This window comes from Burkholderia cepacia (assembly GCF_001039005.1).
GTDB lineage: Bacteria > Pseudomonadota > Gammaproteobacteria > Burkholderiales > Burkholderiaceae > Burkholderia > Burkholderia theae.
This window is the reverse complement of record NZ_LDWR01000067.1, coordinates 115,721-138,008: the sequence shown is the minus strand read 5'-3', so window position 1 is coordinate 138,008 and position 22,288 is coordinate 115,721. Positions and strand designations below refer to the sequence as shown.

At 66.0% G+C, this 22,288-nt stretch carries 18 protein-coding genes and 1 other RNA gene; 6 read left to right on the top strand and 13 right to left on the bottom strand.

Features of this window, described 5'->3' with window-relative positions; all coding sequences use genetic code 11:
• Positions 1–74: 74 nt before the first annotated feature.
• The 3 genes from erpA to rplM form a co-directional block, all read right to left on the bottom strand.
• Positions 75–446, bottom strand: a complete 372-nt coding sequence (gene erpA, locus VL15_RS34225) for an iron-sulfur cluster insertion protein ErpA (protein WP_011350956.1) — start codon at positions 444–446, stop codon at positions 75–77.
• A 218-nt stretch (positions 447–664) separates the two neighbouring features.
• Positions 665–1,057 carry a 30S ribosomal protein S9 gene (gene rpsI / locus VL15_RS34220; RefSeq protein ID WP_048251223.1) on the bottom strand — a complete coding sequence of 131 codons (393 nt, stop codon included), beginning with the start codon at positions 1,055–1,057 and terminating at the stop codon, positions 665–667.
• 10 nt (positions 1,058–1,067) lie between these two features.
• Positions 1,068–1,496, bottom strand: coding sequence for a 50S ribosomal protein L13 (rplM, locus tag VL15_RS34215; protein WP_009687896.1), 429 nt, complete (start codon positions 1,494–1,496; stop codon positions 1,068–1,070).
• A 311-nt stretch (positions 1,497–1,807) separates the two neighbouring features.
• Between rplM and VL15_RS34210 the strand changes: the two genes are divergently transcribed.
• Together VL15_RS34210 and VL15_RS34205 are read left to right on the top strand one after the other, a co-directional pair.
• Positions 1,808–2,110 (top strand): DUF1090 family protein, encoded by a 303-nt coding sequence (locus VL15_RS34210; RefSeq protein ID WP_048251222.1) that lies wholly within the window; start codon positions 1,808–1,810, stop codon positions 2,108–2,110.
• Between the two features lie 420 nt (positions 2,111–2,530).
• Complete coding sequence (locus tag VL15_RS34205) at positions 2,531–2,995, top strand: OsmC family protein (protein WP_196319659.1); 465 nt, start codon at positions 2,531–2,533, stop codon at positions 2,993–2,995.
• Positions 2,996–3,065: 70 nt separating this feature from the next.
• Here the strand turns inward: VL15_RS34205 and rnpB are convergent.
• Positions 3,066–3,477, bottom strand: an RNA gene (rnpB, locus tag VL15_RS39160) — RNase P RNA component class A.
• Positions 3,478–3,614: 137 nt separating this feature from the next.
• Positions 3,615–4,679, bottom strand: a complete 1,065-nt coding sequence (gene pyrC, locus VL15_RS34200) for a dihydroorotase (protein ID WP_048251220.1) — start codon at positions 4,677–4,679, stop codon at positions 3,615–3,617.
• A gap of 205 nt (positions 4,680–4,884) precedes the next feature.
• Between pyrC and VL15_RS34195 the strand changes: the two genes are divergently transcribed.
• Entirely contained in the window at positions 4,885–5,796 is a 912-nt protein-coding gene (locus VL15_RS34195; protein ID WP_048251219.1) for a class II glutamine amidotransferase, read from the top strand.
• Between the two features lie 646 nt (positions 5,797–6,442).
• Positions 6,443–11,713: an autotransporter outer membrane beta-barrel domain-containing protein gene (locus VL15_RS34190; RefSeq protein ID WP_048251218.1), complete on the top strand. Its 5,271-nt coding sequence runs from the start codon at positions 6,443–6,445 to the stop codon at positions 11,711–11,713.
• 122 nt (positions 11,714–11,835) lie between these two features.
• On the opposite strand, the gene VL15_RS34185 is transcribed toward VL15_RS34190, so the two are convergent.
• From VL15_RS34185 to VL15_RS34160, 6 genes are all read right to left on the bottom strand, one after another.
• Positions 11,836–12,561 carry an amino acid ABC transporter ATP-binding protein gene (locus VL15_RS34185; protein ID WP_046544940.1) on the bottom strand — a complete coding sequence of 242 codons (726 nt, stop codon included), beginning with the start codon at positions 12,559–12,561 and terminating at the stop codon, positions 11,836–11,838.
• A complete protein-coding gene (gltK, locus tag VL15_RS34180) occupies positions 12,558–13,235 on the bottom strand; it encodes a glutamate/aspartate ABC transporter permease GltK (RefSeq protein WP_048251217.1) in 678 nt (225 codons plus the stop codon). The genes VL15_RS34185 and gltK overlap by 4 nt, the downstream gene beginning before the upstream one ends.
• On the bottom strand, positions 13,235–13,975 hold the full coding sequence (locus VL15_RS34175; protein ID WP_048251216.1) for an amino acid ABC transporter permease: 741 nt from the start codon (positions 13,973–13,975) through the stop codon (positions 13,235–13,237). Before VL15_RS34175 ends, gltK begins: the two co-directional genes overlap by 1 nt.
• 84 nt (positions 13,976–14,059) lie before the next feature.
• Positions 14,060–14,953 (bottom strand): glutamate/aspartate ABC transporter substrate-binding protein, encoded by an 894-nt coding sequence (locus tag VL15_RS34170; protein ID WP_048251215.1) that lies wholly within the window; start codon positions 14,951–14,953, stop codon positions 14,060–14,062.
• A gap of 219 nt (positions 14,954–15,172) precedes the next feature.
• Positions 15,173–16,459, bottom strand: a complete 1,287-nt coding sequence (locus tag VL15_RS34165; protein WP_048251214.1) for a Glu/Leu/Phe/Val family dehydrogenase — start codon at positions 16,457–16,459, stop codon at positions 15,173–15,175.
• Between the two features lie 263 nt (positions 16,460–16,722).
• A complete protein-coding gene (locus VL15_RS34160; protein ID WP_048251213.1) occupies positions 16,723–17,676 on the bottom strand; it encodes a LysR substrate-binding domain-containing protein in 954 nt (317 codons plus the stop codon).
• A gap of 229 nt (positions 17,677–17,905) precedes the next feature.
• Between VL15_RS34160 and purB the strand changes: the two genes are divergently transcribed.
• Complete coding sequence (gene purB, locus VL15_RS34150; RefSeq protein WP_048251211.1) at positions 17,906–19,294, top strand: adenylosuccinate lyase; 1,389 nt, start codon at positions 17,906–17,908, stop codon at positions 19,292–19,294.
• 70 nt (positions 19,295–19,364) lie between these two features.
• On the opposite strand, the gene VL15_RS34145 is transcribed toward purB, so the two are convergent.
• The gene (locus tag VL15_RS34145; protein ID WP_048251210.1) at positions 19,365–20,786 is read right to left on the bottom strand and encodes an NAD(P)/FAD-dependent oxidoreductase; all 1,422 of its coding nucleotides are present in this window, start codon (positions 20,784–20,786) and stop codon (positions 19,365–19,367) included.
• Between the two features lie 275 nt (positions 20,787–21,061).
• On the opposite strand from VL15_RS34145, the gene VL15_RS34140 reads away from it, so the two are divergent.
• The gene (locus tag VL15_RS34140; RefSeq protein WP_048251209.1) at positions 21,062–21,709 is read left to right on the top strand and encodes a TetR/AcrR family transcriptional regulator; all 648 of its coding nucleotides are present in this window, start codon (positions 21,062–21,064) and stop codon (positions 21,707–21,709) included.
• A 74-nt stretch (positions 21,710–21,783) separates the two neighbouring features.
• On the opposite strand, the gene VL15_RS34135 is transcribed toward VL15_RS34140, so the two are convergent.
• Positions 21,784–22,287 (bottom strand): gluconokinase, encoded by a 504-nt coding sequence (locus VL15_RS34135; protein ID WP_048251208.1) that lies wholly within the window; start codon positions 22,285–22,287, stop codon positions 21,784–21,786.
• Between the last annotated feature and the right edge of the window lies 1 nt (position 22,288).

Sequence of the window (22,288 nt, the reverse complement as noted above, 5' to 3'; positions counted from 1 at the left end):
TGCTTAACTGAACGGCATTAGGGCATGAAGCCCCGTTTTTCACTCCGGCGAACCGGAAAGAATCTGCCGTGCGCTCAGACCGAGAACGACGAACCGCACCCGCAGGTGGTGCTCGCATTCGGGTTCTTGATCACGAACTGGGCGCCGTTGAGGTCGTCCTTGTAGTCGATCTCGGCGCCGACCAGGTACTGGTAGCTCATCGAGTCGATCAGGAGCTGGACGCCGTTCTTGTTCATCACGGTGTCGTCCTCGTTGACTTCCTCGTCGAACGTGAAGCCATACTGGAAGCCGGAGCAGCCGCCACCCTGCACGAACACGCGCAGCTTCAGGTCGGGATTGCCCTCTTCGTCGATCAGTTGCTTGACCTTGTCGGCCGCGGCGTCGGTGAAGACGAACGGAACCGGCATTTCGGCCGTCGTTGCTGCGGATTCGGTAACAGCGTTCATTGCGAACTCTCCAAAAAGCTTTAGCCGCTATTGTAGGGCCGATCAGAAGATCGTGCTGAAGTCCATGAAATCAATAGGTTCTTGTCGATTTCATCAAACGGGCCCGTGCGGACCGCCGCGGCACGGGCATGCAAGCGGGCATAAAAAAACCGCCAGCGTGAAAGCTGGCGGTTTTTCCGGCGGACGCCGCCCGAAAGCGGCGAAGCCATGAAGCGAAATTAACGCTTCGAGAACTGCTTGGCGCGGCGTGCCTTGCGCAGACCGACCTTCTTACGCTCGACTTCACGCGCATCGCGCGTCACGAAGCCTGCGCTCGACAGCGACGGCTTGAGCGTCGCATCGTAGTCGATCAGTGCACGGGTGATGCCGTGGCGCACTGCGCCTGCCTGACCCGTTTCACCGCCACCATTCACGTTCACCTTGATGTCGAACGTCTGGCCGTGGTTCGTGAGTTCCAGCGGTTGACGCACGATCATCAGCGACGTTTCGCGCGAGAAGTAGTCGGCGATGGGCTTGCCGTTGACGACGATGTCGCCCTTGCCAGCCTTGATGAAGACACGAGCGACTGCGCTCTTGCGGCGGCCCGTACCGTAGTTCCAGTTACCGATCATGTGGGTCCCCTTAGATCTCGAGCGCCTTCGGCTGTTGAGCCGAGTGCGGATGCGTCGCTTCTGCGTAGACCTTCAGCTTCTTGATCATCGCGTAGCCGAGCGGGCCCTTCGGCAGCATGCCCTTGACCGCTTTCTCGAGCGCACGGCCCGGGAAGCGTTCTTGCATCTTGCCGAACGTCGTTTCATAGATGCCGCCCGGGTAGCCCGAGTGACGGTAGTACTTCTTGTCCAGAGTCTTGTTGCCCGTGACCTTCAACTTGCTGGCGTTGATGATGATGATGAAATCACCAGTGTCGACGTGCGGGGTGAACTCAGGCTTGTGCTTGCCGCGCAGACGGCGTGCCACTTCGCTGGCAACACGGCCGAGAACCTTATCCGTCGCGTCAATCACGTACCATTCGCGCGTCACCTCATGGGCTTTTGCGGAAAACGTCTTCATGATCGATCCAAAAAAAATGCTTTGCCCGGTGTGTTCTTCCTGCTTGTCTGTGTGCGCTTCGAGGCGCGGTGCAGGCTCTCCCTGTTCTTTTTCCGTGGGCATGAATGCGGAAAAGCTCTGAATTATAAAGGAAATACGGCAACGCGGTCAAAGGGAATCCACGTCCCGTGTCCGCGGCGCCCGAAATGGGCCAAAATCCGTTCGTGCCCCGACAAGCCAGGCGATCCGAGCGCCCGGGGAGGCACCCATCGACGTGCGGCACATGACCTTGCCGCGCCAGACCGGCCGAACACGGAAAACAACAAGCAAGCATGATGAAACAACGACTTACGCCCTTCTTCGCGGCCACGCTGCTGGCCGCCGCGGCGCCTGCCGTCGCCCACACCGGCTGCGAAGCCAAGCTCGACGCGCTCGATGCGCGCATTGCCGAAGCCCGGACCGCCCATGCCGAGGATCGCGTCGCCCGCCTGCGCGCGGTGCGCGAACGCGTACGCCACTTCTGCGCACGCGGCCACGGCCATGCGTCGGCCGTCCACGCGCCGGCGCCTGATGCACGCTCGCGCGTCACCGCGCCCGACGCGACGTCGCAGCCGGCCGCACGACAGCCCGCATGACGATGCCGGGGCGCGCAAACCGCGCGACGATGTTTGCATGGGACGAAAAAAAGCCCGAACGGCTGGTTCGGGCTTAATCCACCTTAGGAGGAGGGTGGAGGAGACATGCGGAGGTTGCCGCAGCGCGACAACCAATGAGGCTCATTATACGAACGCGTCGCCGACTTCACAAGAAAATTTGCATTACGAAATCAAACACCATAATGTGGAATTTATGACAAGGCGCTTCGAAAAAGCATTTCTTCTTTGAAATCAGTGGCATAAGGCCCGATAACGCCATCGCAAATCCGCCCCACCTAGAGTAAAACCCCTAAAAACAGCAAGGAAATTGTCGTCCGACGCGCTGCCGCGCCGCGCCCGCCCGGGTCCGGCATTTCACGTCGTGCGGTGCATCAGCCGAGCGTTGCGCTGCGGGCTACAATGCCGGATCGAATCCGAATCAGGCAACGCTGGAGTGCAAGCATGGAATGCAAAGTAAGCTGGATGGGTCAGGACGGCATGGCGTTTTCCGCCGAGACCGGAAGCGGGCACCTCGTCGCGATGGACGGCGCGCCCGAAGGCGGCGGCCACAACCTTGCGCCGCGCCCGATGGAAATGGTGCTGCTCGGCACCGGCGGCTGCACGGCCTATGACGTCGTGCTGATCCTGAAGAAGAGCCGCCAGGAAGTTACCGGCTGCTCGGTCACGCTGAAGGCCGAGCGCGCGAGCGAAGATCCGAAGGTGTTCACGAAGGTGCACTTCCACTTCACCGTCACCGGCCGCAACCTGAGCCCGGCCACGGTCGAGCGCGCGATCAACCTGTCGCACGACAAGTACTGCTCCGCGTCGATCATGGTCGCGAAAACGGCCGAACTCACGCACTCGTTCGACATCGTCGCCGCCTGAACCCACGGCGCGCGCGCATGAAAAAAGGGCCGGCGCTCCGCAAGGAGACGCCGGCCCTTTCGCATTCGAACGGCAAAGCAGGCCGATAAGCCGGATTCTGTGCACGCTGCGCGCCGAAGCGCACAGCGCGTGGCAGCCATTCCTCTAGGCGCGCCATTGCTGACGCGCTCAAGCTTCCTACCCGCAGACGAGACGGGGGCCCCGTCCTGCATCCGAAAATGCGCGCCTGCCTACTTGGAATTGCTCCGGGTGGAGGTTACCGTGCCGGCGAACGTCGCCGTCGCCGCGGTGCGCTCTTACCGCACCGTTTCACCCTTACCTGATCCCGGCTTGCGCCGGGCCATCGGCGGTTTGCTTTCTGTTGCCCTGTTCCGCGTGTCGCCACGGATGGCCGTTAGCCATCACCCTGCCCTGTGGAGTCCGGACTTTCCTCGCCCCCGCGCGCCCGAAGGCGGCGAGGCCGCGACTGCCTGGCCTGCTTTGCGACGCGCATTCTAGCACTGCGCGACGCGGCCGGGCTCCGCGACATGCGCAAGCCACGGCGGGAACGAGTCGGTCCGCGCGAAATTCGCCGCCCCGCTGCCGGCCGTGTGGCCAGCTTTGCGCGGCGACGCACCGGTCACGCGAGTTTCCAGCCGATCGTCTCGCCGCCGCGCAACGGCACGACCGGCGTATCGCCCGCGAAGATCTCGCGCGGCAGCTCCCACGCCTCGCGGCGCAGCGTGACCGTCTCGGCGCTGCGCGGCAGCCCGTAGAAATCGGCGCCGAAGAAGCTCGCGAAACCTTCCAGCTTGTCGAGCGCGCCGGCGTGGTCGAACGCTTCCGCATACAGTTCGAGCGCGTGCAGCGCCGTGTAGCAGCCCGCGCAGCCGCACGCGGTTTCCTTCGCGTCGCGCGCATGCGGCGCGCTGTCGGTGCCGAGGAAGAAGCGCGGGTTGCCCGACGTCGCGGCTTCGACCAGCGCGACGCGATGCGTCTCGCGCTTCAGCACGGGCAGGCAGTAGTAATGCGGGCGAATCCCGCCGACGAACAGCGCGTTGCGGTTGTACAGCAGGTGATGCGCGGTGATCGTCGCGCCGAGCAGGCCGGGCGCGGCGTCGGCATCGCGCACGTAGTCGGCCGCGTCCTTCGTGGTGATGTGCTCGAACACGACCTTCAGGCCCGGGAAATCACGGCGCAGCGGCGTCATCACGCGGTCGATGAAGACCTTCTCGCGGTCGAACAGGTCGATCGACGCATCGGTCACCTCGCCGTGCACGAGCAGCGGCATGCCGGTTTGCTGCATCGCCTCGAGCGTCTTCGCGCATTTCGCGAGATCGGTCACGCCATGGTCGGAATTCGTCGTCGCGCCGGCCGGGTACAGCTTCACGCCATGCACGAAGCCGCTTTCGCGCGCGCGGCGGATCTCGTCGGGCGGCGTGTTGTCGGTCAGGTACAGCGTCATCAGCGGTTCGAACGTCATCCCGGCCGGCAGCGCGGCCAGGATGCGCTCGCGATAGGCCTGCGCCTGCGCGGTGGTCGTCACCGGCGGTTTCAGGTTCGGCATGACGATCGCGCGGCCGAACTGGCGCGCGGTGTGCGGCAGCACGGCGGCCAGCATGTCGCCGTCTCGCAGGTGCAGGTGCCAGTCGTCGGGACGGGCGAACGAGAGCGTCGCCGGGGAGGAAGCGTTCGAGGCAGTCATAGGAGGCATCGTGAGGAACGTGCCGGCCATCGGCGGGGCCGGAACCCGCGTGCGCGGGCCGACTGACGGCAAACCGCAACACGAGGCCTTCGGCCGGCGGAATCCGCTTTTTACCGCTGAGGGCTCGGTGATATGCTAGAAGCCGCATTGTACCGGGGTTCGCCCGGTTCGTTACCCCCCGCCTCTGCCTGCCGCCCCAAGTAAAATGTGCCAACTCTTAGGAATGAACTGCGCCGCGCCGACGGACGTCACATTCTCCTTCACAGGTTTCGCGGCCCGGGGCGGGCTTACCGATCACCATGCCGACGGCTGGGGCATCGCGTTCTTCGAGGACAAGGCCTGCCGCCTGTTCATCGATCACCAGGCATCGGCCACCTCGCCGATCGCCGAAATGGTGAAGCGCTACCCGATCAAGTCCAAGAACACGATCGCGCACATCCGCAAGGCGACGCAAGGGCACATCCTGCTCGAGAACAGCCATCCGTTCATGCGCGAGCTGTGGGGCCGGCACTGGATCTTCGCGCATAACGGCGACCTGCAGGACTACGCACCGGACATGGACGGCAGCGTCTACCATCCGGTCGGCACGACCGACAGCGAACAGGCGTTCTGCGTGCTGATGCAGGGGCTGCGCGAGGCATTTCCCGGCGCGCAGCCGCCGCTGCCCGAACTGTTCGAGCGGGTCGGCGAGCTGACGCGCGGCATCACCGATCACGGCGTGTTCAACTTCCTGATGTCGAACGGTCAGGCGCTCTTCGCACACTGCTCGACGCGGCTGCACTACCTCGTGCGGCGCTGGCCGTTCTCGACCGCGCATCTGGTCGACGAAGACCTGTCGATCGACTTCGCGAAATACACGACGCCCGAGGATCGCGTCGCGGTGATCGCGACGCAGCCGCTCACCGACAACGAAGTCTGGACCGCGTTCGAGCCGGGCGAGCTGATCATGTTCCAGTGCGGCGACGTCGCCGCGCGGATGCAGATCCCGGTGCCCGAGCGCGTGCTCGAGAAGCTGCGCAATCCGACGCTCGACGCGTCGGCATCGGCGCCGCGCGACGCCCGCGAGGCGCTCGCAACCGCGGCCGATGGCGATTCGGACGACGCGATCGACTTCTGAGCGCGGCGCGGCGGCGCCCTTTTCTTCCGTTTCCGCGACGACACGACACCGCAAGACAATCGCCCGTAACGCCCGGTTGCGGCGTTCGGTTGCGTGCGCACGCGATGCGGCGACCTTCGCGGCCGGAGAAAATCGCTCGCCCGGCGCCGAATTCGTTTCATCCGAACCACAATCCGACGTATCGAATCAACACCGCACAACATTCGCTTGATTTAATTAATTTCCAAGCGAAAATAACATAAATAAAAAACAAATAAATCAGCGGATTCGCAATATATATAATCCGGAAGCCATATTTTAGCGCACCATCCCGACACAAACCGTGCGCCACCCCACCGATCCGGCATTCATTCATTGATGTCGATAAAATCGCCATGAGCCTTATCCACAAAGGCTTTCAGTTCGATTCATCACACAATCAAAATATACCGCCAGAAGTCGGCATTATCACCACATTCATTATTTTTTTGATAATCGAGCGCCCTCTCGATCAGTAGACTCCGCTCATCCTCGGTGTAACGAATCACGCTTGGCGCAGAAACGGCCACGGCCGCTGCACGTCCATTCAGGCCATTTCTCCACCGCGGATTGCGATTTCACCGCAGCGCGGTGAATACCATTTCAAAAAAAGAAAGAGAGGCTTGTCGTGAATCACTCATTTCGATCGATATGGAGCCAGACCGCCGGCTGCTGGGTCGCGGTTGCGGAAACGACACGGGCGCGCGGCAAGCGTTCGGGCAGCGAATCGGGCACAAGCCGCCGTGCAGTACGCGCGGCAGCGCGCCGGTCGCCGCTTCGCGTCGCGGCACTGAGCGCCGCGCTGACCGCGCTGTCGGCCGGCTCCGCGTATGCGTCGACGTGCGGCAGCGGCGCGGCGGTCGCGAGCGGCGGCAACTGCGCGCTCGGCAGTTTCAGCCCGACCGTCAACGACAACCTGGCCGGCGCCACGACCGTGTCGGGCGGCGACCGGGTCGGCCTGACGGGCGCATGGACCGGCGCGACCGGCGACATGGGCTACACGCTGACGCCGCTCAGCGGCACGTCCGTCGTGTCGGGCAACCTCAACCAGCCGCTGCTGTCGATCGGCGGCAAGACGCAGAGCGTCAGCACGCCCGATGCGATCACCGGCGGCCATGCGTCGGTCGCCACCTACGACTCGACCGCGTTTGCCGCGTCGAGCGCGGGTTCGACCAGCGTGCCCGTCTATCACAACGTGAACGGCAACCAGTACGTGAACACGCGGATCGGGACGGTCGACAGCTCCGGCGGCACGCTCGACGTGTCGATCGGTAACCCGGCGGGCTCGCCCGCGGCTGCCGGCAACGCGATCACGATGGCGCCGAAGAACAGCGACCTGTTCGTCGCGGACGGCACGGGCGCCGCGAAAAGCGTCGTCAACTGGAATTCGCGCAACCAGATCTGGCTCGGCACCGGCGACTATCTCGCGAGCGGCGGCCCCGTCAGCCATGTCCTGCTGGACGTGCCGGCCTATGCGGGCACCTTCACCGCGTTCGACGGCAGCGCGTGGACCGTCACCGATGCCGCGTCGCTCGCCGCGTACAACAACTTTCTCGTGCGGTCGGTCCAGAACGGCGCGCTCGGTTCGCAGGCCGCCTACGACAACGCGTTCAGCCAGGCCGTCACGTTCTCCACGCAATCCTTCCAGTATGCGAACAACGTGTCGCCGGGCGACAAGAATGCGCTGCCGCTGAACTATCTGTCGGTGCTGCACGGCACGGGCGCGAACGCGACGCTGCACATCGGCAAGGACGGCCAGATCGACTTCCGCGGCACCAATACGATCGCCTCGAGCTCGGCGGTCCTCGCGGAAAACGGCGCGCACTTCGTCAACGACGGACGCCTGTCGGGCGACTTCACGCTCGTGCGCCTGCTGACCGGCGCGAGCGGCGTCAACAAGGGCGTGATCTCGTCCGGCTACGCCGCCGGCGACAACTTCAACACGGGCGGCACCGCGCTGCCCGACAACTTCAGCCTCAACGCGTACACCGAAGGCAACGGCGTCTACGCGAACGGTGCGGGCACGACGTTCGTCAACCACGGCGTGATGAACGTCGGCGCGTGGAGCTTCAACAGCACGCGCCCGGACCTGCAGAACTACGCGGTGGCCGCGACCGGCGGCGCGAGCGCATCGAACGCCGGCACGATCAACGTCGGCGTCAACGCAACGAAGCTCGACAGCCAGGTGATCGGCGGCCTCGTCGACGGCGGCAGCTTCACGAACGAAGCCGGCGGCACGATCTACCTCGGCCGCGCGGCCCAGTACGACGCCGCGTCGCCGGAAGCCGCGAACGACGTCGCGCTGTCCGCGCACGCGTACGGCATCCTGCTCGGCGCATCCGGCACCGCGAGCAACCTCGGCACGATCGTGATCGGCTCGCAGACGCAGAACGGCGCCGCGCTGGCGAGCATCGGCTCGTCGTCCGGCACGCTGAGCAACGCGGGCACGATCGTCGTCAACGGCGCGGCGCCCGGCACGCCGCTCGCCAACGTCGGCATGCTGGCCTCCGACACCGCCGCGACCGTGACCAACACGGGCACCATCACGCTGAACGGCGTGAACGGCATCGGCATCATGGTCGTCGGAACCGGCACGAACGCGACCGCCGCGACCTCGACCGGCACGATCAACGTGGCCGGCGGCCTCGATCCCGCATCGGGCACGCGCAACTACGGCGTGTGGGCCGAAGGGCCGCTTGCAAAGGCCACGCTCGACGGCGCGCTCAACCTGACGGGCACCGGCGCGATCGGCGTGCACGCACGCTCGGGCGCGACGATCGACGTCGGCACGAACGCGGTGCCCGCGTTCATGTCGGGCACCAACCAGATCGGCTTTTACGCGTATGGCGCGGGCTCGAAGATCAACGTCGCCGCACAGCACCTCAGCGTCGACACCGACGATTCGACGCTGTTCCGCGTCGCGGGCGGCGCGGCCTACACCGGCGCGTCGACGGCCGGCGCGCTGACGACCGACGTCAACGGCCAGCGCGCGCACGGCGTGCTCGCGACCGACGCCGGCACCACGCTGTCGACCGGCAACGCGATCTACAACGTGAACGGCGCGAACGGCATCGCGATCGCGGTCGAAGGCGGCGCGAAGGGCACGATCGACGCAGGTGCGACGATCAACCTGAACGCGGCCGGCGCGATCGCGGGCGTCGTCGACGGCCAGGCGCACGACCTCACCGGCGCGAATGCCGGCGCGCCGGCCGCGACGACGCTGATCAACGACGCCGCCGTCACGTCGTCGACCGCCGGCGTGACGGGCTTCGTCGCGCAAAACCTCGGCACGCTCGAGAACCGCGACACGGTGATGCTGACGGGCGCCGGCTCGACCGGCGTCGTGGCCGGCGCGCTCGGCACGGTGAACAACGCGTCGACGATCCGCGTCTCCGACGGCACCGGCGCGCTCGTGCAGGGCGCGTCCGCGACGCTCGCCAACACGGGTTCGATCGAAGCCGACGACGGCATCGCGGGCGTGCGCCTGACGGGCGCCGGCGCGTCGGTCGCACTGTCGGGCGCGGGCACCGTCATCGCGAACGGCAGCGCCGACGGCGTGCTGATCGACGCGACCGTCTCGGGCGGCGGGCTCGCGGCCGGCGCGACGTCGATCGCGGTCGGCGGATCGGGCAGCGGGATCCGCAACCTCGGTGCGAATGCAACGATCGCGTTGTCCGGCACGCGGGTCGCCACCACCGGCAACGGCGCCGATGGCCTCACGTCGACCGGCGCGGGCGCACGCATCGCGACCGATGCGGCAACGGTCGTCCGCACCGCCGGCGCCAACGCGCGCGGCCTGTTCGTGTCGGGCGCGGACTCGACGCTCGCGGCCAACGGCACGACCGTCACCACGACCGGCGCCGGCGCGCATGCGATCGTGATGGACGGCGGTGCGACGGCGCTGCTGTCGGGCGCGACCATCACCGCGTCGGGCGGCGCGGCCGATGGCGTCGTCGCGCAGAACGGCGGCCGCGTCGCCGATGCAGGGTCGTCGATCGCCAGCGCGGCCGGCAATGGCGCGACCGCGGACAGCGGCGGCGTGCTCGCGTTGACCGGCACAACACTCAAGGGCGCGACGGCCGGCGTGCTGACGTCGGACACATTGGCGAACGGCGCGACGAGCTCGGTACTCGTCGACGGCGGCAGCGTGACGTCGACCGCCGGGCCGGCATTCCTCGCACGCGGCGGCACGGCCGACATCGCGGTGCGCAACGGCACGGTCGTGACGGCCGGCAACGGTACGCTGCTGAATCTCGTGAACGGCAGCAACGTGACGTTCAACGCGTCGGCGGTGAACCTCGCCGGCGACATCGTCTCCGACGCATCGAGCACCGGCAACGTGTTCCTCGCGAACGGCACGACGCTGACGGGCAAGATCGATCCGGTCGCGCTGACGATCGACGGCACGAGCACATGGCGCATGACGGGCAGCTCGGTGCTGAGCAGCCTGAACAACGCGGGCCTGGTTGCGTTCGCCGCGCCGGTCGGCTCGCCGACGCTCTCGGGCAGCTACAAGACGCTGACGACCGGCAGCTACGTCGGCAACGGCGGCACAATTGCGCTCAACACGTATCTCGGCGCCGATGCGTCGCCGACCGACCAGCTGATCGTGAACGGCGGTGCCGCGAGCGGCACGACCGGCCTGAAGATCGCCAATACGGCCGGCACCGGCGCACAGACCAAGGGCGACGGGATTCCGGTGGTCGTCGCCACGAACGGCGGCACCACCACGGCATCGGCATTCCAGCTGGCGGGCCCCGTGCAGGCCGGCGCCTACGAGTACCGGCTCTACCGCGGCGGCCAGAGCGGCACGAACAACTGGTACCTGCGTTCGCAACTCGACTCGACGGACCCGGGCGACCCGATCGATCCGTCCACCACGAACGGCGGCGGTGGCGGCAACGGGAATGGCAACGGCGGCACACTCGCGTATCGCCCGGGCGTCGCCGGCTACGCGTTGACGCCGCTGCTGAACGCCGACTACGGCTTCTCGACCCTCGGCAAGCTGCACGAGCGCGTGGGCGACATCGACAACCTCGGGAAGCAGCAGCCCGGCAACCGCGACGGCGTGTGGGGGCGCATCGGCGGCGAGAGCCTCGATGCGGACGCGGGCCGCTTCGCGGCCGACGAACGCACGTTCTTCGCGCAGTTCGGCAAGGACTGGACGCTCGACCAGGCGCCGAACGGCGGCGGCAGCACGCATGCGGGCGTGACGGCCAGCATCGGCGTGTCGAACGCGAGCTTCAGCGACATGGCGCGCGCCGGCTCACCGAACCTGTCGACGTCGACGGGCTCGGTCGAGATGCACGCGCAGAGCGTCGGCGGCTACTGGACGCGCTATCTCTCCGACGGCACGTACTTCGACAGCGTCGGTCAGGTCACGCACTACGGCAACCGCTATCGCGACAGCTACGGCAACGAGGCGTCGCAGAACGGCTTCGGCTTCGCGCTGTCGCAAGAGGTCGGCAAGCCGTTCGCGATCGGCAACACGCCGATCGCGGTCGAGCCGCAGGCGCAGTTGATGTATCAGTACCTGAAACTGAACGGGTTCAACGACAACGTGTCGGCCGTGTCGGGCACGACGACCAACGCGCTGCGCGGCCGCGTCGGCGTGCGCATCTTCCGGCCGAACCTCGCCGCGGATTCGGGCGGCGGCGCCGCGACCCCGTACTTCACGGCCGACGTGCTGCACGACTTCCTGTCGCCGGGCCAGACCGTCGTCGGCGGCACGCCGTTCGCGACGCATCTCGGCCGCACGTGGTACGAGCTCGGCGTCGGCGTCACCGCGGGCTTCGGCAAGTCGGGCGAGCTGTACGCGAATGCGAAGATCGCGCGCAACATCGGCGGCGCGTATCGGCGCGGCGTCGTCGGGCAGGTCGGCTACCGGTACAGCTGGTAACGAACGGCGCACGGCCCCGTCCGCCGGCTGCGAGCAACGGCAGCCGGCGAAAAAAAACCGCCCGGCGTTCGGCCGGGCGGTTTCGCATGGGCGCGCATGAAGCGCACGCGATACGCGAACGCTCAGTGCAGGATCTTCGCGAGGAAGTCCTTCGCGCGTTCCGACTTCGGATTCGAGAAGAAATCGTCCTTGCGGTCGTCCTCCACGATCGCGCCCTTGTCCATGAAGATCACGCGATGCGCGACCTTCTTCGCGAAGCCCATCTCGTGCGTGACGACCATCATCGTCATCCCTTCCTGCGCGAGTTCGACCATCACGTCGAGCACTTCGTTGATCATCTCGGGATCGAGCGCGGACGTCGGTTCGTCGAACAGCATCGCGATCGGGTCCATCGACAGCGCGCGCGCGATCGCGACACGCTGCTGCTGGCCGCCCGACAGCTGGCCCGGGAACTTGTGCGCATGCGCCTTCAGGCCGACGCGATCGAGCAGCTTCATGCCCTTCTCGTTCGCCTCGTCCTTGCCGCGGCCGAGCACCTTGATCTGCGCGAGCGTCAGGTTCTCGGTGATCGACAGGTGCGGGAACAGCTCGAAATGCTGGAACACCATCCCGACCTTCGAGCGCAGCTTCGACAGGTTCGTCTTCTTGTCGCCGACCGACTGGCCGTTCACCAGGATCTCGCCCTGCTGAAACGGCTCGAGGCCGTTCACGGTCTTGATCAGCGTCGATTTGCCGGAACCTGACGGGCCGCACACGACGACCACTTCGCCCTTCTTGACCTCGGTCGTGCAGTCGGTGAGGACCTGAAACTGGCCGTACCACTTCGAAACGTTCTTGATGGAAATCATCGTGTGACCTTTTTCTGGAGACCCTTGACGAGAGCAGACGCCAACGAGCAAATCACGAAATAACATGCGCCGGCGAACAGGACCATCTCGACGGTCGTGCCGTCGCGATCGCCGACGTTGGCGGCCGTGCGGAAGAAGTCCGCGAGACTGATCACGTACACGAGCGACGTATCCTGGAACAGGACGATCGCCTGCGTGAGCAGCAGCGGCACCATCGCGCGGAACGCCTGCGGCAGGATCACGAGGCGCATCGCCTGCGCGTAGTTCATGCCGAGCGCGAACGCGGCATTCGCCTGCCCGCGCGGCACCGCCTGGATGCCGGCGCGGATGATCTCTGAATAATACGCGGCTTCGAACAGCGAGAACGCGACCATCGCCGACGCGAGGCGAATGTCGATCGTCGGCGACAACCCGAGCACGCCCTGCAGCAGCTGCGGCACGATCAGGAAGAACCACAGCAGCACCATCACGAGCGGGATCGAGCGGAACACCGTCACGTAGCCCTGCGCGAACCACGCGAGCGGCTTGACGCCCGACAGCCGCATCAGCGCCAGCAGCGTGCCCCAGACGATCCCGATCACGATCGCGATCAGCGTGATCTGCAATGTGACGATCGCACCCGTCCACAGCGTCGGCAGCGCGCCGGGAATACTACTCCAGTCGAACTGATGCATCACTTGCCTCCGATATAGCCGGGCAGCCGCGTACGGCCTTCGATCCAGCGCATGAACGCCATCACGATCAGGTTGATCAGCACGTACGCGAGCGTGACCGCGATGAACGACTCATAGGTCTGCGCGGTGTAGTCGACGAGCTGGCGCGCCTGCGCGGACAGGTCGAGCAGGCCGATCGTCGACGCGACGGCGGAGTTCTTGAAGATGTTCAGGAATTCCGACGTGAGCGGCGGCACGATGATCCGGTACGCAACGGGCAGCAGCACGTAACGGTACGTCTGCCATTGCGTGAAGCCCATCGCGAAGCCCGCGGCGCGCTGGCCCTTCGGCAGCGCATTGATGCCCGAGCGCACCTGTTCGCACACGCGCGCGCCCGTGAACAGGCCGAGACAGATGATCGACGCGGTAAAGAACTGCGTGGCGGGCGGCAACTGCTTGATCCAGGTGCCGATCGACGCGGGCAGCAGCTCGGGTATCACGAGATACCAGACGAAGAACTGCACGATCAGCGGAATGTTCCGGAAGATCGACACGTACAAGGTGCCGAGCGCGGAGAGCCATTTGTTCGGCACGGTGCGCAGCACGCCGAACAGCGATCCGACGATCAGCGCGATGACCCAGGCGGCGAGCGACACTTCGATCGTCACCCAGAAGCCGGACATCAGCCATCCGAAATAAGTCGTCGGCTCGCCGGTCGACACGGGGCTCAGGAAGATGCCCCAGTTCCAGTGGTAAGACATGGGCAAGACTCCAGCAAAAAGAGACGGAAGAAGCGTGGCCTCTTCCGTCTCATTAGCGTCATTTCTGCATCAACGGCCGTGCGGTCAGTCGAGCGCCTTGTCGTTCGGGTTCGCGTACAGCTTCTTCATCGAATCGGACAGCGGGAAGTTCAGGTTCAGCCCCTTCGGCGGAATCGGGTTCTCGAACCACTTCGCGTAGATCTTCGCGGCTTCGCCCGACTTCTCGACTTGCGAGATCGCGTCGTCGACGACCTTCTTGAAATCGGTATCGCCCTTGCGCATCATGCAACCGTACGCCTCTTCCGATTGCGGCGTGCCGACGATCACCCACTCGCCCGGCTGCTTCGCCTTAGCACGCTCGCCCGCGAGCAGCGCGTCATCCATCATGAACGCGACCGCGCGGCCCGATTCCAGCGTATTGAACGAATCGCCGTGATCCTTCGCGCTGATGATGTTCATGCCGAGCTGCTTCTCGTTGTTCATCTTGCGCAGCAGGCGTTCGGACGTCGTGCCGGCAGTCGTCACGACCGTCTTGCCCTTCAGGTCCGCGAAATCCTTGACGCCCGAATCCTTCTTCGTCATCAGGCGCGTGCCGATCACGAAGATCGTGTCGGAGAACGCGGCCTGCTGCTGACGCTCGGCGTTGTTGGTCGTCGAGCCGCACTCGATGTCGACCGTGCCGTTCTGCACCAGCGGAATGCGGTTCTGCGACGTGACCGGAATGTTCTTCGCCTGCAGGTTCGGCAGGTTCAGCTTCTTCTTCACCGCGTCGACCACCTTCATCTGGAATTCGCGTGAATAACCGACCACCTGCTGGTTCTGGTCGTAGTAGGAGAACGGGATCGACGATTCGCGGTGGCCCAGCGCGATCACGCCCGTGTCCTTGATCTTCTTCAGCGTGCCCGTCTCCTGAGCATGCGCGCCGCTTGCGAATGCGCAAAGCGCCGCGATCATCAGGACAGCCTTTTGGTATTTCATTTTGGTCATCTCCTTGGCTAAAACCCGCGCCAGTGTATCAAAGTAATATTTTTGAAAGTACTGGTTGTTTACCGCACTACGAATCGCCCCGTGCGAAGCCTTCCTCCCGGCTCCGGGCACCCCGAATGCGCGCGCGGGCGGTGCCGGATCCGGCACCGCCCGCGAGGGTTCATATCCGCAATCGGATGGATTGCGTCATGAATCGATCGAAGTCGACGATCAGGGGTAGAGGCCGCGCATTTCGCGCGCCATCAGGATGCGCTTGCACGCAACGATGAACGCCGCCGTGCGCACCGACACCTTGTGCTCTTCCGCGACCGCCCACACGCCGGCGAACGCATCGCGCATCACGCGCTCGAGACGGTGGTTGATCTCGTCTTCCGTCCAGAAGAAGCTCGAGAAATCCTGCACCCACTCGAAGTACGACACGGTCACGCCACCCGCGTTCGCGATCACGTCGGGGATCACGAGCACGCCGTTTGCGCTCAGGATGTCGTCCGCCGCCGTCGTCGTCGGGCCGTTCGCGCCTTCGACGATGATCTTCGTGCGGATCTTCGCTGCATTCTTCTCGGTGATCTGGTTTTCCAGTGCCGCCGGGATCAGGATGTCCGTCTCGACCGTCCAGAACTCGTCGTTCGGCATCGGTTCCGAGCCTTCGAAGCCCGCGACGCCGCCCGTGCGTGCGACGTGGTCGAGCAGCTTGTTCGAATCGAGGCCGGCCGGCTGGTAGATCGTGCCCGTGTGATCCTGCACCGCGATCACCTTCGCGCCCGCTTCCTGGAACAGCTTCGCCGCGATGCCGCCGACGTTGCCGAAGCCCTGCACCGCGATGCGCGCGCCTGCGATTTCGAGGCCCTTCTTCTTCGCCGCTTCCGAACCGACGACGAACACGCCGCGGCCCGTTGCTTCCTTGCGGCCGAGCGAACCGCCGAGCGCGATCGGCTTGCCGGTCACGACGCCGGTCGACGTCTGGCCCTGGTTCATCGAGTAGGTGTCCATCATCCACGCCATCACCTGTTCGTTGGTGTTGACGTCCGGCGCCGGAATGTCGGTGTTCGGGCCGATGATGATGCCGATTTCGCTGGTGTAGCGGCGCGTCACGCGCTCGAGCTCACCACGCGACAGCTTGCGCGGGTCGACGCGGATACCGCCCTTCGCGCCGCCGTACGGCACGTTCACGGCCGCGTTCTTGACCGACATCCATGCGGACAACGCCATCACTTCCGACAGCGTCACGTCCTGGTGGTAGCGCACGCCGCCCTTGCCCGGGCCGCGCGACACGTTGTGCTGCACGCGATAGCCTTCGAAGTGCGCGACGGTGCCGTTGTCGAGCTCGATGGGGCAGTCGACGATCAGGATGCGCTTCGGACGCTTCAGCGTCTCGAGCCAGCGCGACAGCGAACCGAGGTACGGCGCGACGCGATCGACTTGCTGAAGGTAGTTGCCCCACGGGCCGAGATCGTCGGCGTGCAGGTAGGACGGGATGGACTGCAATTGCGAAGACATGGATGCTCCAACGGTCAACAGGTGCGCACATTGTCGAAAAACCCGTTTTTTTTATCCAATGCCGTTTGCTTATTCGATTATGCGTTTCTTGCATGATCGCGATTTTTCGCAAATCTGCGGTCGATTTGCGCAAGAACGCACGCGATCGGTCATGCATCGCGTCCGCGAAAAATCGTGTTGCCCGTGTGCGGGCCGGCCACCGGACAGCCGTCCGACAGGCGCCGCAAGGTCGCCGTCAGCCCGCCGCCTTCAGGCGGCCACAATCAGGCGTCGGTATCGCGCAGCTCGTCGCGCACGACGTCCCACAGCGCCCGCACCAGCTTCTGGCGCGGATCATCGCCCTGCAGCGCGAGCTTGTCGCAGTACAGCCGGATCTCCATCGTCAGCGTGAACGGATGCGCGCCGCCGCGCACCGACCGGTCGAGCCGGATCAGGCGGCCACCGGCAACCGAGTCCTCGACCGCGCTGTGCGGCAGGAACGCGACACCGTGGCCCGCGAGCGCCATCGCCTTCAGCCCTTCGGCCATGTCGGTTTCATAGACGCGATCGAGGAACAGCCGGGTCGGCGCGTTCGCGACGATGACTTCCGTCATCCGGCCGAGATACGCGTTCGGCGTATACGACAGGTACGGCACGCGCGCGTCGGCGGTGCCGGGCAGCGTATAACGCGGCCGGCCCGCGCGGCCGGGTGCCGAGAACGGGCTGATCGGCTCGCTGCCGAGGACCAGCATGTCGTAGCGCGCCGGGTCGAGCGCGACCGGATGGCTCGGGTGGTGGTAGCCCATCACGAGATCGCAGCCGCCCTCGACGAGCGACAGCACCGCGTCGTGCACGTTCAGCGCGCGCAGCCGCGTGTGGACCTGACCCATCTTCGCCTCGATCCGCTGCAGCCAGCGCGGGAAATACGTGAGCGACAGCGTGTGCGGCACCGCGAACTCGATCGTCGGCACCGGCGCGCCGACGTGGCCGCGCAACAGCGTCCGGGCCTCGTGCGCCTGCGACAGCATCGTCAGCGCCTGCTCGTAGAAGATCTGGCCGGCCTGCGTGAGGCGCGTCGGATAGACCGAACGATCGATCAGTTCGGTCGCGAGCCATGCCTCGAGCGCCTGGATGCGCCGCGAGAACGCCGGCTGCGACACGTGCCGCAGTTCGGCGGACCGGCTAAAGCTGCGCGTTTCCGCGAGCGAAACGAAGTCTTCGAGCCATTTCAGTTCCATGCAGGCGGGCGCGGCGGGCGGCGGTCGGGTAGAAGCCTGCATTCTACCGGCGGCCGGGCCCGGCCGGCGGCGTGGCGAGCGGCCCGGCGGCCCGCTGCGGACGGGCGCCGGCGCGGCGTTCGCCCGCGACGGCACCCGCCGGCCGGCCGCGGCCGGGATCGTCCCGCGCCGATGGTAAAATACCGGATTCTCCTCCCCTCGCTGCCCCGGCTTCAAGGCCCGCCCGATCATGTCCGACACTCGTCCCGATACGCTTTTCGCCCTCACCGCGCTCTCGCCCATCGACGGCCGCTACGCCAGCAAGACCGAAGCGCTGCGCGACTGGCTCTCCGAAGCCGCCTTCATGCGCCACCGCGTCACCGTCGAGGTGCACTGGCTGATCGCGCTGTCGCGCGCCGGCTTCGCGGAAGTCCCGCGCTTCTCCGACGCCGCCGAGCAGTTCCTGCTGCAGCTCGCCGAGCGCTTCACCGCGCACGACGCCGCACGCATCAAGGAAATCGAGCGCGTGACGAACCACGACGTGAAGGCCGTCGAATACTGGCTGAAGGAATCGGTGAAGGGCCAGGCCGAACTCGAGAAGGCGAGCGAATTCATTCACTTCGCGTGCACGTCCGAGGACATCAACAACACGTCGCACGGGATGATGCTCGCCGGCGCGCGCGAACACGTGATCGTGCCGGCGCTGCGCACGGTCTACCAGCGCCTCGTCGCGCTCGCACACGCGCACGCCGAACAGCCGATGCTGTCGCGCACGCACGGCCAGCCGGCCAGCCCGACGACGCTCGGCAAGGAACTCGCGAACGTCGCCGCGCGCCTCGCCCGTGCGATCGTCCGCATCGAGAAGGTCGAGATCCTCGGCAAGATGAACGGCGCGGTCGGCAACTTCAACGCGCACCTGTCCGCGTATCCGGAATTCGACTGGGAAGCGTTCTCGCGCGACGTGATCGAAAACCGCCTGAAGCTCACGTTCAACCCGTACACGATCCAGATCGAACCGCACGACTACATGGCCGAGCTGTTCGACGCGGTCGCACGCGCGAACACGATCCTGCTCGACCTCGACCGCGACGTGTGGGGCTACATCTCGGTCGGCTACTTCAAGCAGAAGACGAAGGCCGGCGAAATCGGCTCGTCGACGATGCCGCACAAGGTCAACCCGATCGACTTCGAGAACTCGGAAGGCAACCTCGGCCTCGCGAACGCGACGCTGCGCCACCTCGCCGACAAGCTGCCGGTGTCGCGCTGGCAGCGCGACCTGACCGACTCGACGGTGCTGCGCAACATGGGTGTCGCGCTCGGCTACTCGCTGCTCGCGTACGACTCGCTGATCCGCGGCCTCGACAAGCTCGAAGTGAATCCGCAGCGCCTGAACGAAGATCTCGACAACTGCTGGGAAGTGCTCGCCGAGCCGGTGCAGACGGTGATGCGCCGCTACGGCATCGAGAACCCGTACGAGCAGCTGAAGGAACTGACGCGCGGCAAGGGCATCACGCGCGAAGCGCTGCAGCAGTTCGTCGGCACGCTCGCGATCCCGCAGGATGCGAAGGATCGCCTGCTCGAGATGACGCCCGCGTCGTACATCGGCAAGGCCGTCGAACTCGCGAAGCGGATCGCGTAAGCGCCGCCGTCGCCAGACGCGAAAAAGCCCGATGCGAGCAATCGCATCGGGCTTTTTTCCTTTCAGGCGCTCAGAACGAAATCATCCGGCCCGGGTTGAGCGCGCTCATCACGCTCATCGCCGCCTTCGCGGCCGGGATCGCGATCGGCGACAACTGACGGCCGAGCGGAATCGCGCGGTGGTCGATGCCGGTGAGCATCGAGAAATCGTCGTTGCGTCCGACGAAATCGTCGCAGATCGCCTTGCCGATCCGCACCGTCTGCGCGACGCCGTGGCCGCTCCAGCCCTGCACCATGTACATCGGCACGCGGCCGTCGGTCTTGCGGCTGTCGGTGGCGCCGTTCAGGGTGAAATCGCTGACGCCGCTCCAGCAGTAGTCGAGCGCGAACTGGCCGTCGACCTGCGGAAACACCGTGTTCAGCCGCGTCAGCAGATACGCGTTGACGTCGGGCTGCGCCCAGCAGCTGCCGGTACCCTGCCCGCCGAACAGCAGGCGGTTGCCGCGCACCGGCCGGTAGTAGTCGATCTGGAACTGCGTGTCGTACACGGGCATGCCGGCCGGCATCAGCGTCGCGACGTCGACGTCGAGCGGCGCCGTCACGCTCACGTAGGTAAAGAACGGCACGGTCGTCGCGGCGCCGTCGTCGAGCAGCCGGAACGTCGTGTTGTGCAGCGCGAGCACGACACCCTTGCGCGCGGTGATCGTGCCGCCCGGCGTCGTCGCGACGACGCCCGCCGGCGTGTCGTCGAGCTCGAGCACCTCGGTGCCCTCGAACAGCGCGCCGCCGTTCAGCCGGAAGCCGTGCACGAGGCCGCGCACGAGCGCGAGCGGGTGAATCTGCCCGCCGATCGAGTCGATCGCCGCGCCGTGGTACAGCCCCGACCGCACGTATTCGTCATGCAGCTGATGGCGGCCGACGAGCGTCACGCCCGCGTCGCCGAGATGACGGCGCGCATCCGCGCCGTCGAGCAGCGCGCTCATGTGGCCCGGGTGGACCGCCGCCGTGATGTGGCCGCGCTTGCGGTCGAGATCGAGCGCGTAACGCGCGCCGATTGCATCGATCAGACCCATCGATTCGGTCGACGCGAAGCGCCACAGCCGCTTCGCATCGTCGTGCGACAGGTGATCGATCATGTCGGCGGCTTCCCAGCGCGCGAGGCCGGGCGTGAGCTGGCCGCCGTTGCGGCCCGATGCCGCCGAGCCGACGTGATGCTTGTCGACGAGAATCGTGTCGACGCCCGCTTCCGCGAGATGCAGCGCGGCCGACGCGCCGAGCAGCCCCGCGCCGATCACGAGCACGTCGCATACGGCGTCGTGCGCGAGCGGCGCGGTGTTCGCGTGGCGCGACAGCGACGCCTCGTACCAGTTGGCCGGACGTTCGCCGTCGTAGCGGGCCGGATCGCACCAGTTCCAGTTGTCTTTTTCGATGTTCAGTTGCGTTTGCTCGAAACGCGATTCGCCCTGGATCAGGGGTTGATTGCTGGAGATCATGATTGCACTTGCATGGTCTTGGGCCGCCTGTCGAAGAGCCTTCTGGCTTTGCGTGTGGGGCAGCCGGTTCCACATGGGTGTCAACGAGAAAAGGGGCGCAATGGCCCGTGTTGACGGCGGGCACGCTCGTGCCGCCTGGATCCCGGACTGTGCGAAAGCACGTATTGAAAGGTGCCGGGACACCCAATTTCTACATCGCAGAAATAATTCTACAGTGTAGAATAAGCTTTCGTCAAGTTTACGGCCGGGCCTGCGCCGGCCACCAGCCCGCATCGATGAAAGACAAACCCGCCCAGGGCCCGCGCGGCCTCGACAAGGACGCGATCGTCGCGGCCGCGCTCGCGCTGCTCGAAGACGTCGGCGAAGCCGCGTTCAGCGTGCGCAAGCTCGCACAATCGGTCGGCTGCGATCCGATGAGCGTGCTGTACCACTTCAAGTCGAAGGATGGCCTGAGCCGCGCGATCGCGAACGCGCTGTCGCGCTCGCTCGTGCCGGTCGACGACGCGCTGCCGTGGCGCGACCGGCTGCGCGACCTCGCGCGCCAGTACCGCGCGCTCGCGCTGCGCCATCCTGCCGCGTTCGCGCTCCTGCAGCGCCACATGAGCACGGGGCCCGCCGATCTCGCGCACATCGAGGCCGTGCATCGCGCGCTGGTCGACGCCGGCATCCCGCGCGCGGCGCTGCCGGCCGTGTGCGTCGGCTGGTATGCGAGCGTGATCGGGCTCGCCGCCGCCGAGGCCGGCGGGCTCACGCGGCCCGCGAACGAGGTCGAGCTCGCGGAAATGCACGCGTTGTCCGACACCGAGCACCCGCTCGTCCGGTCGGCCGCGCCGCTCTATGCGCAGCTCGATCCGGCGGCCGTGCACGACACGATGCTCGACGTGCTGCTCGACGGCATCGCGAAGCGCGCGCACGCGGCCTGACCGGCCGGCGGGCCGCCAACGAAAAAGGCGCCCCGCAGGGCGCCTTTTTCATCACGTATTGCCGCGAACCGCGCTCAGTGCTGATGCGCGCCGTCGATCTTCGTTATCACCTGATCGACGATCTGCTCGGGCGTCAGCTCGATGCTGACCACGATCGCTTCGTCCGGGCCCGGTTCCTCGAGCGTGTCGAGCTGGCTCTTCAGCAGCGACGGATCGAAGAAATGGCCGGTGCGGGTCTTCAGGCGCTCGTGCAATACCTCGAACGAACCCTGCAGATACACGAACCGCACGTCGGCGTCGGTGCCGCGCAGCACGTCGCGGTACGACCGCTTCAGCGACGAGCAGGTGAAGACGGCCGTCTCCCCCGCGCGCTGCTTTTCCTCGATGGCCGCGCGAATCGCGCGCAGCCACGGCCAGCGGTCGTCGTCGGTCAGCGGAATGCCGTGGTGCATCTTTTCCTTGTTCGCCGCGCTGTGAAACGCGTCGCCGTCGGTATAGCTGCACGACAGGCGTTCCGCCAGCATTTCGCCGATTCGCGACTTGCCCGCGCCCGACACGCCCATTGCGATCAGAATCATT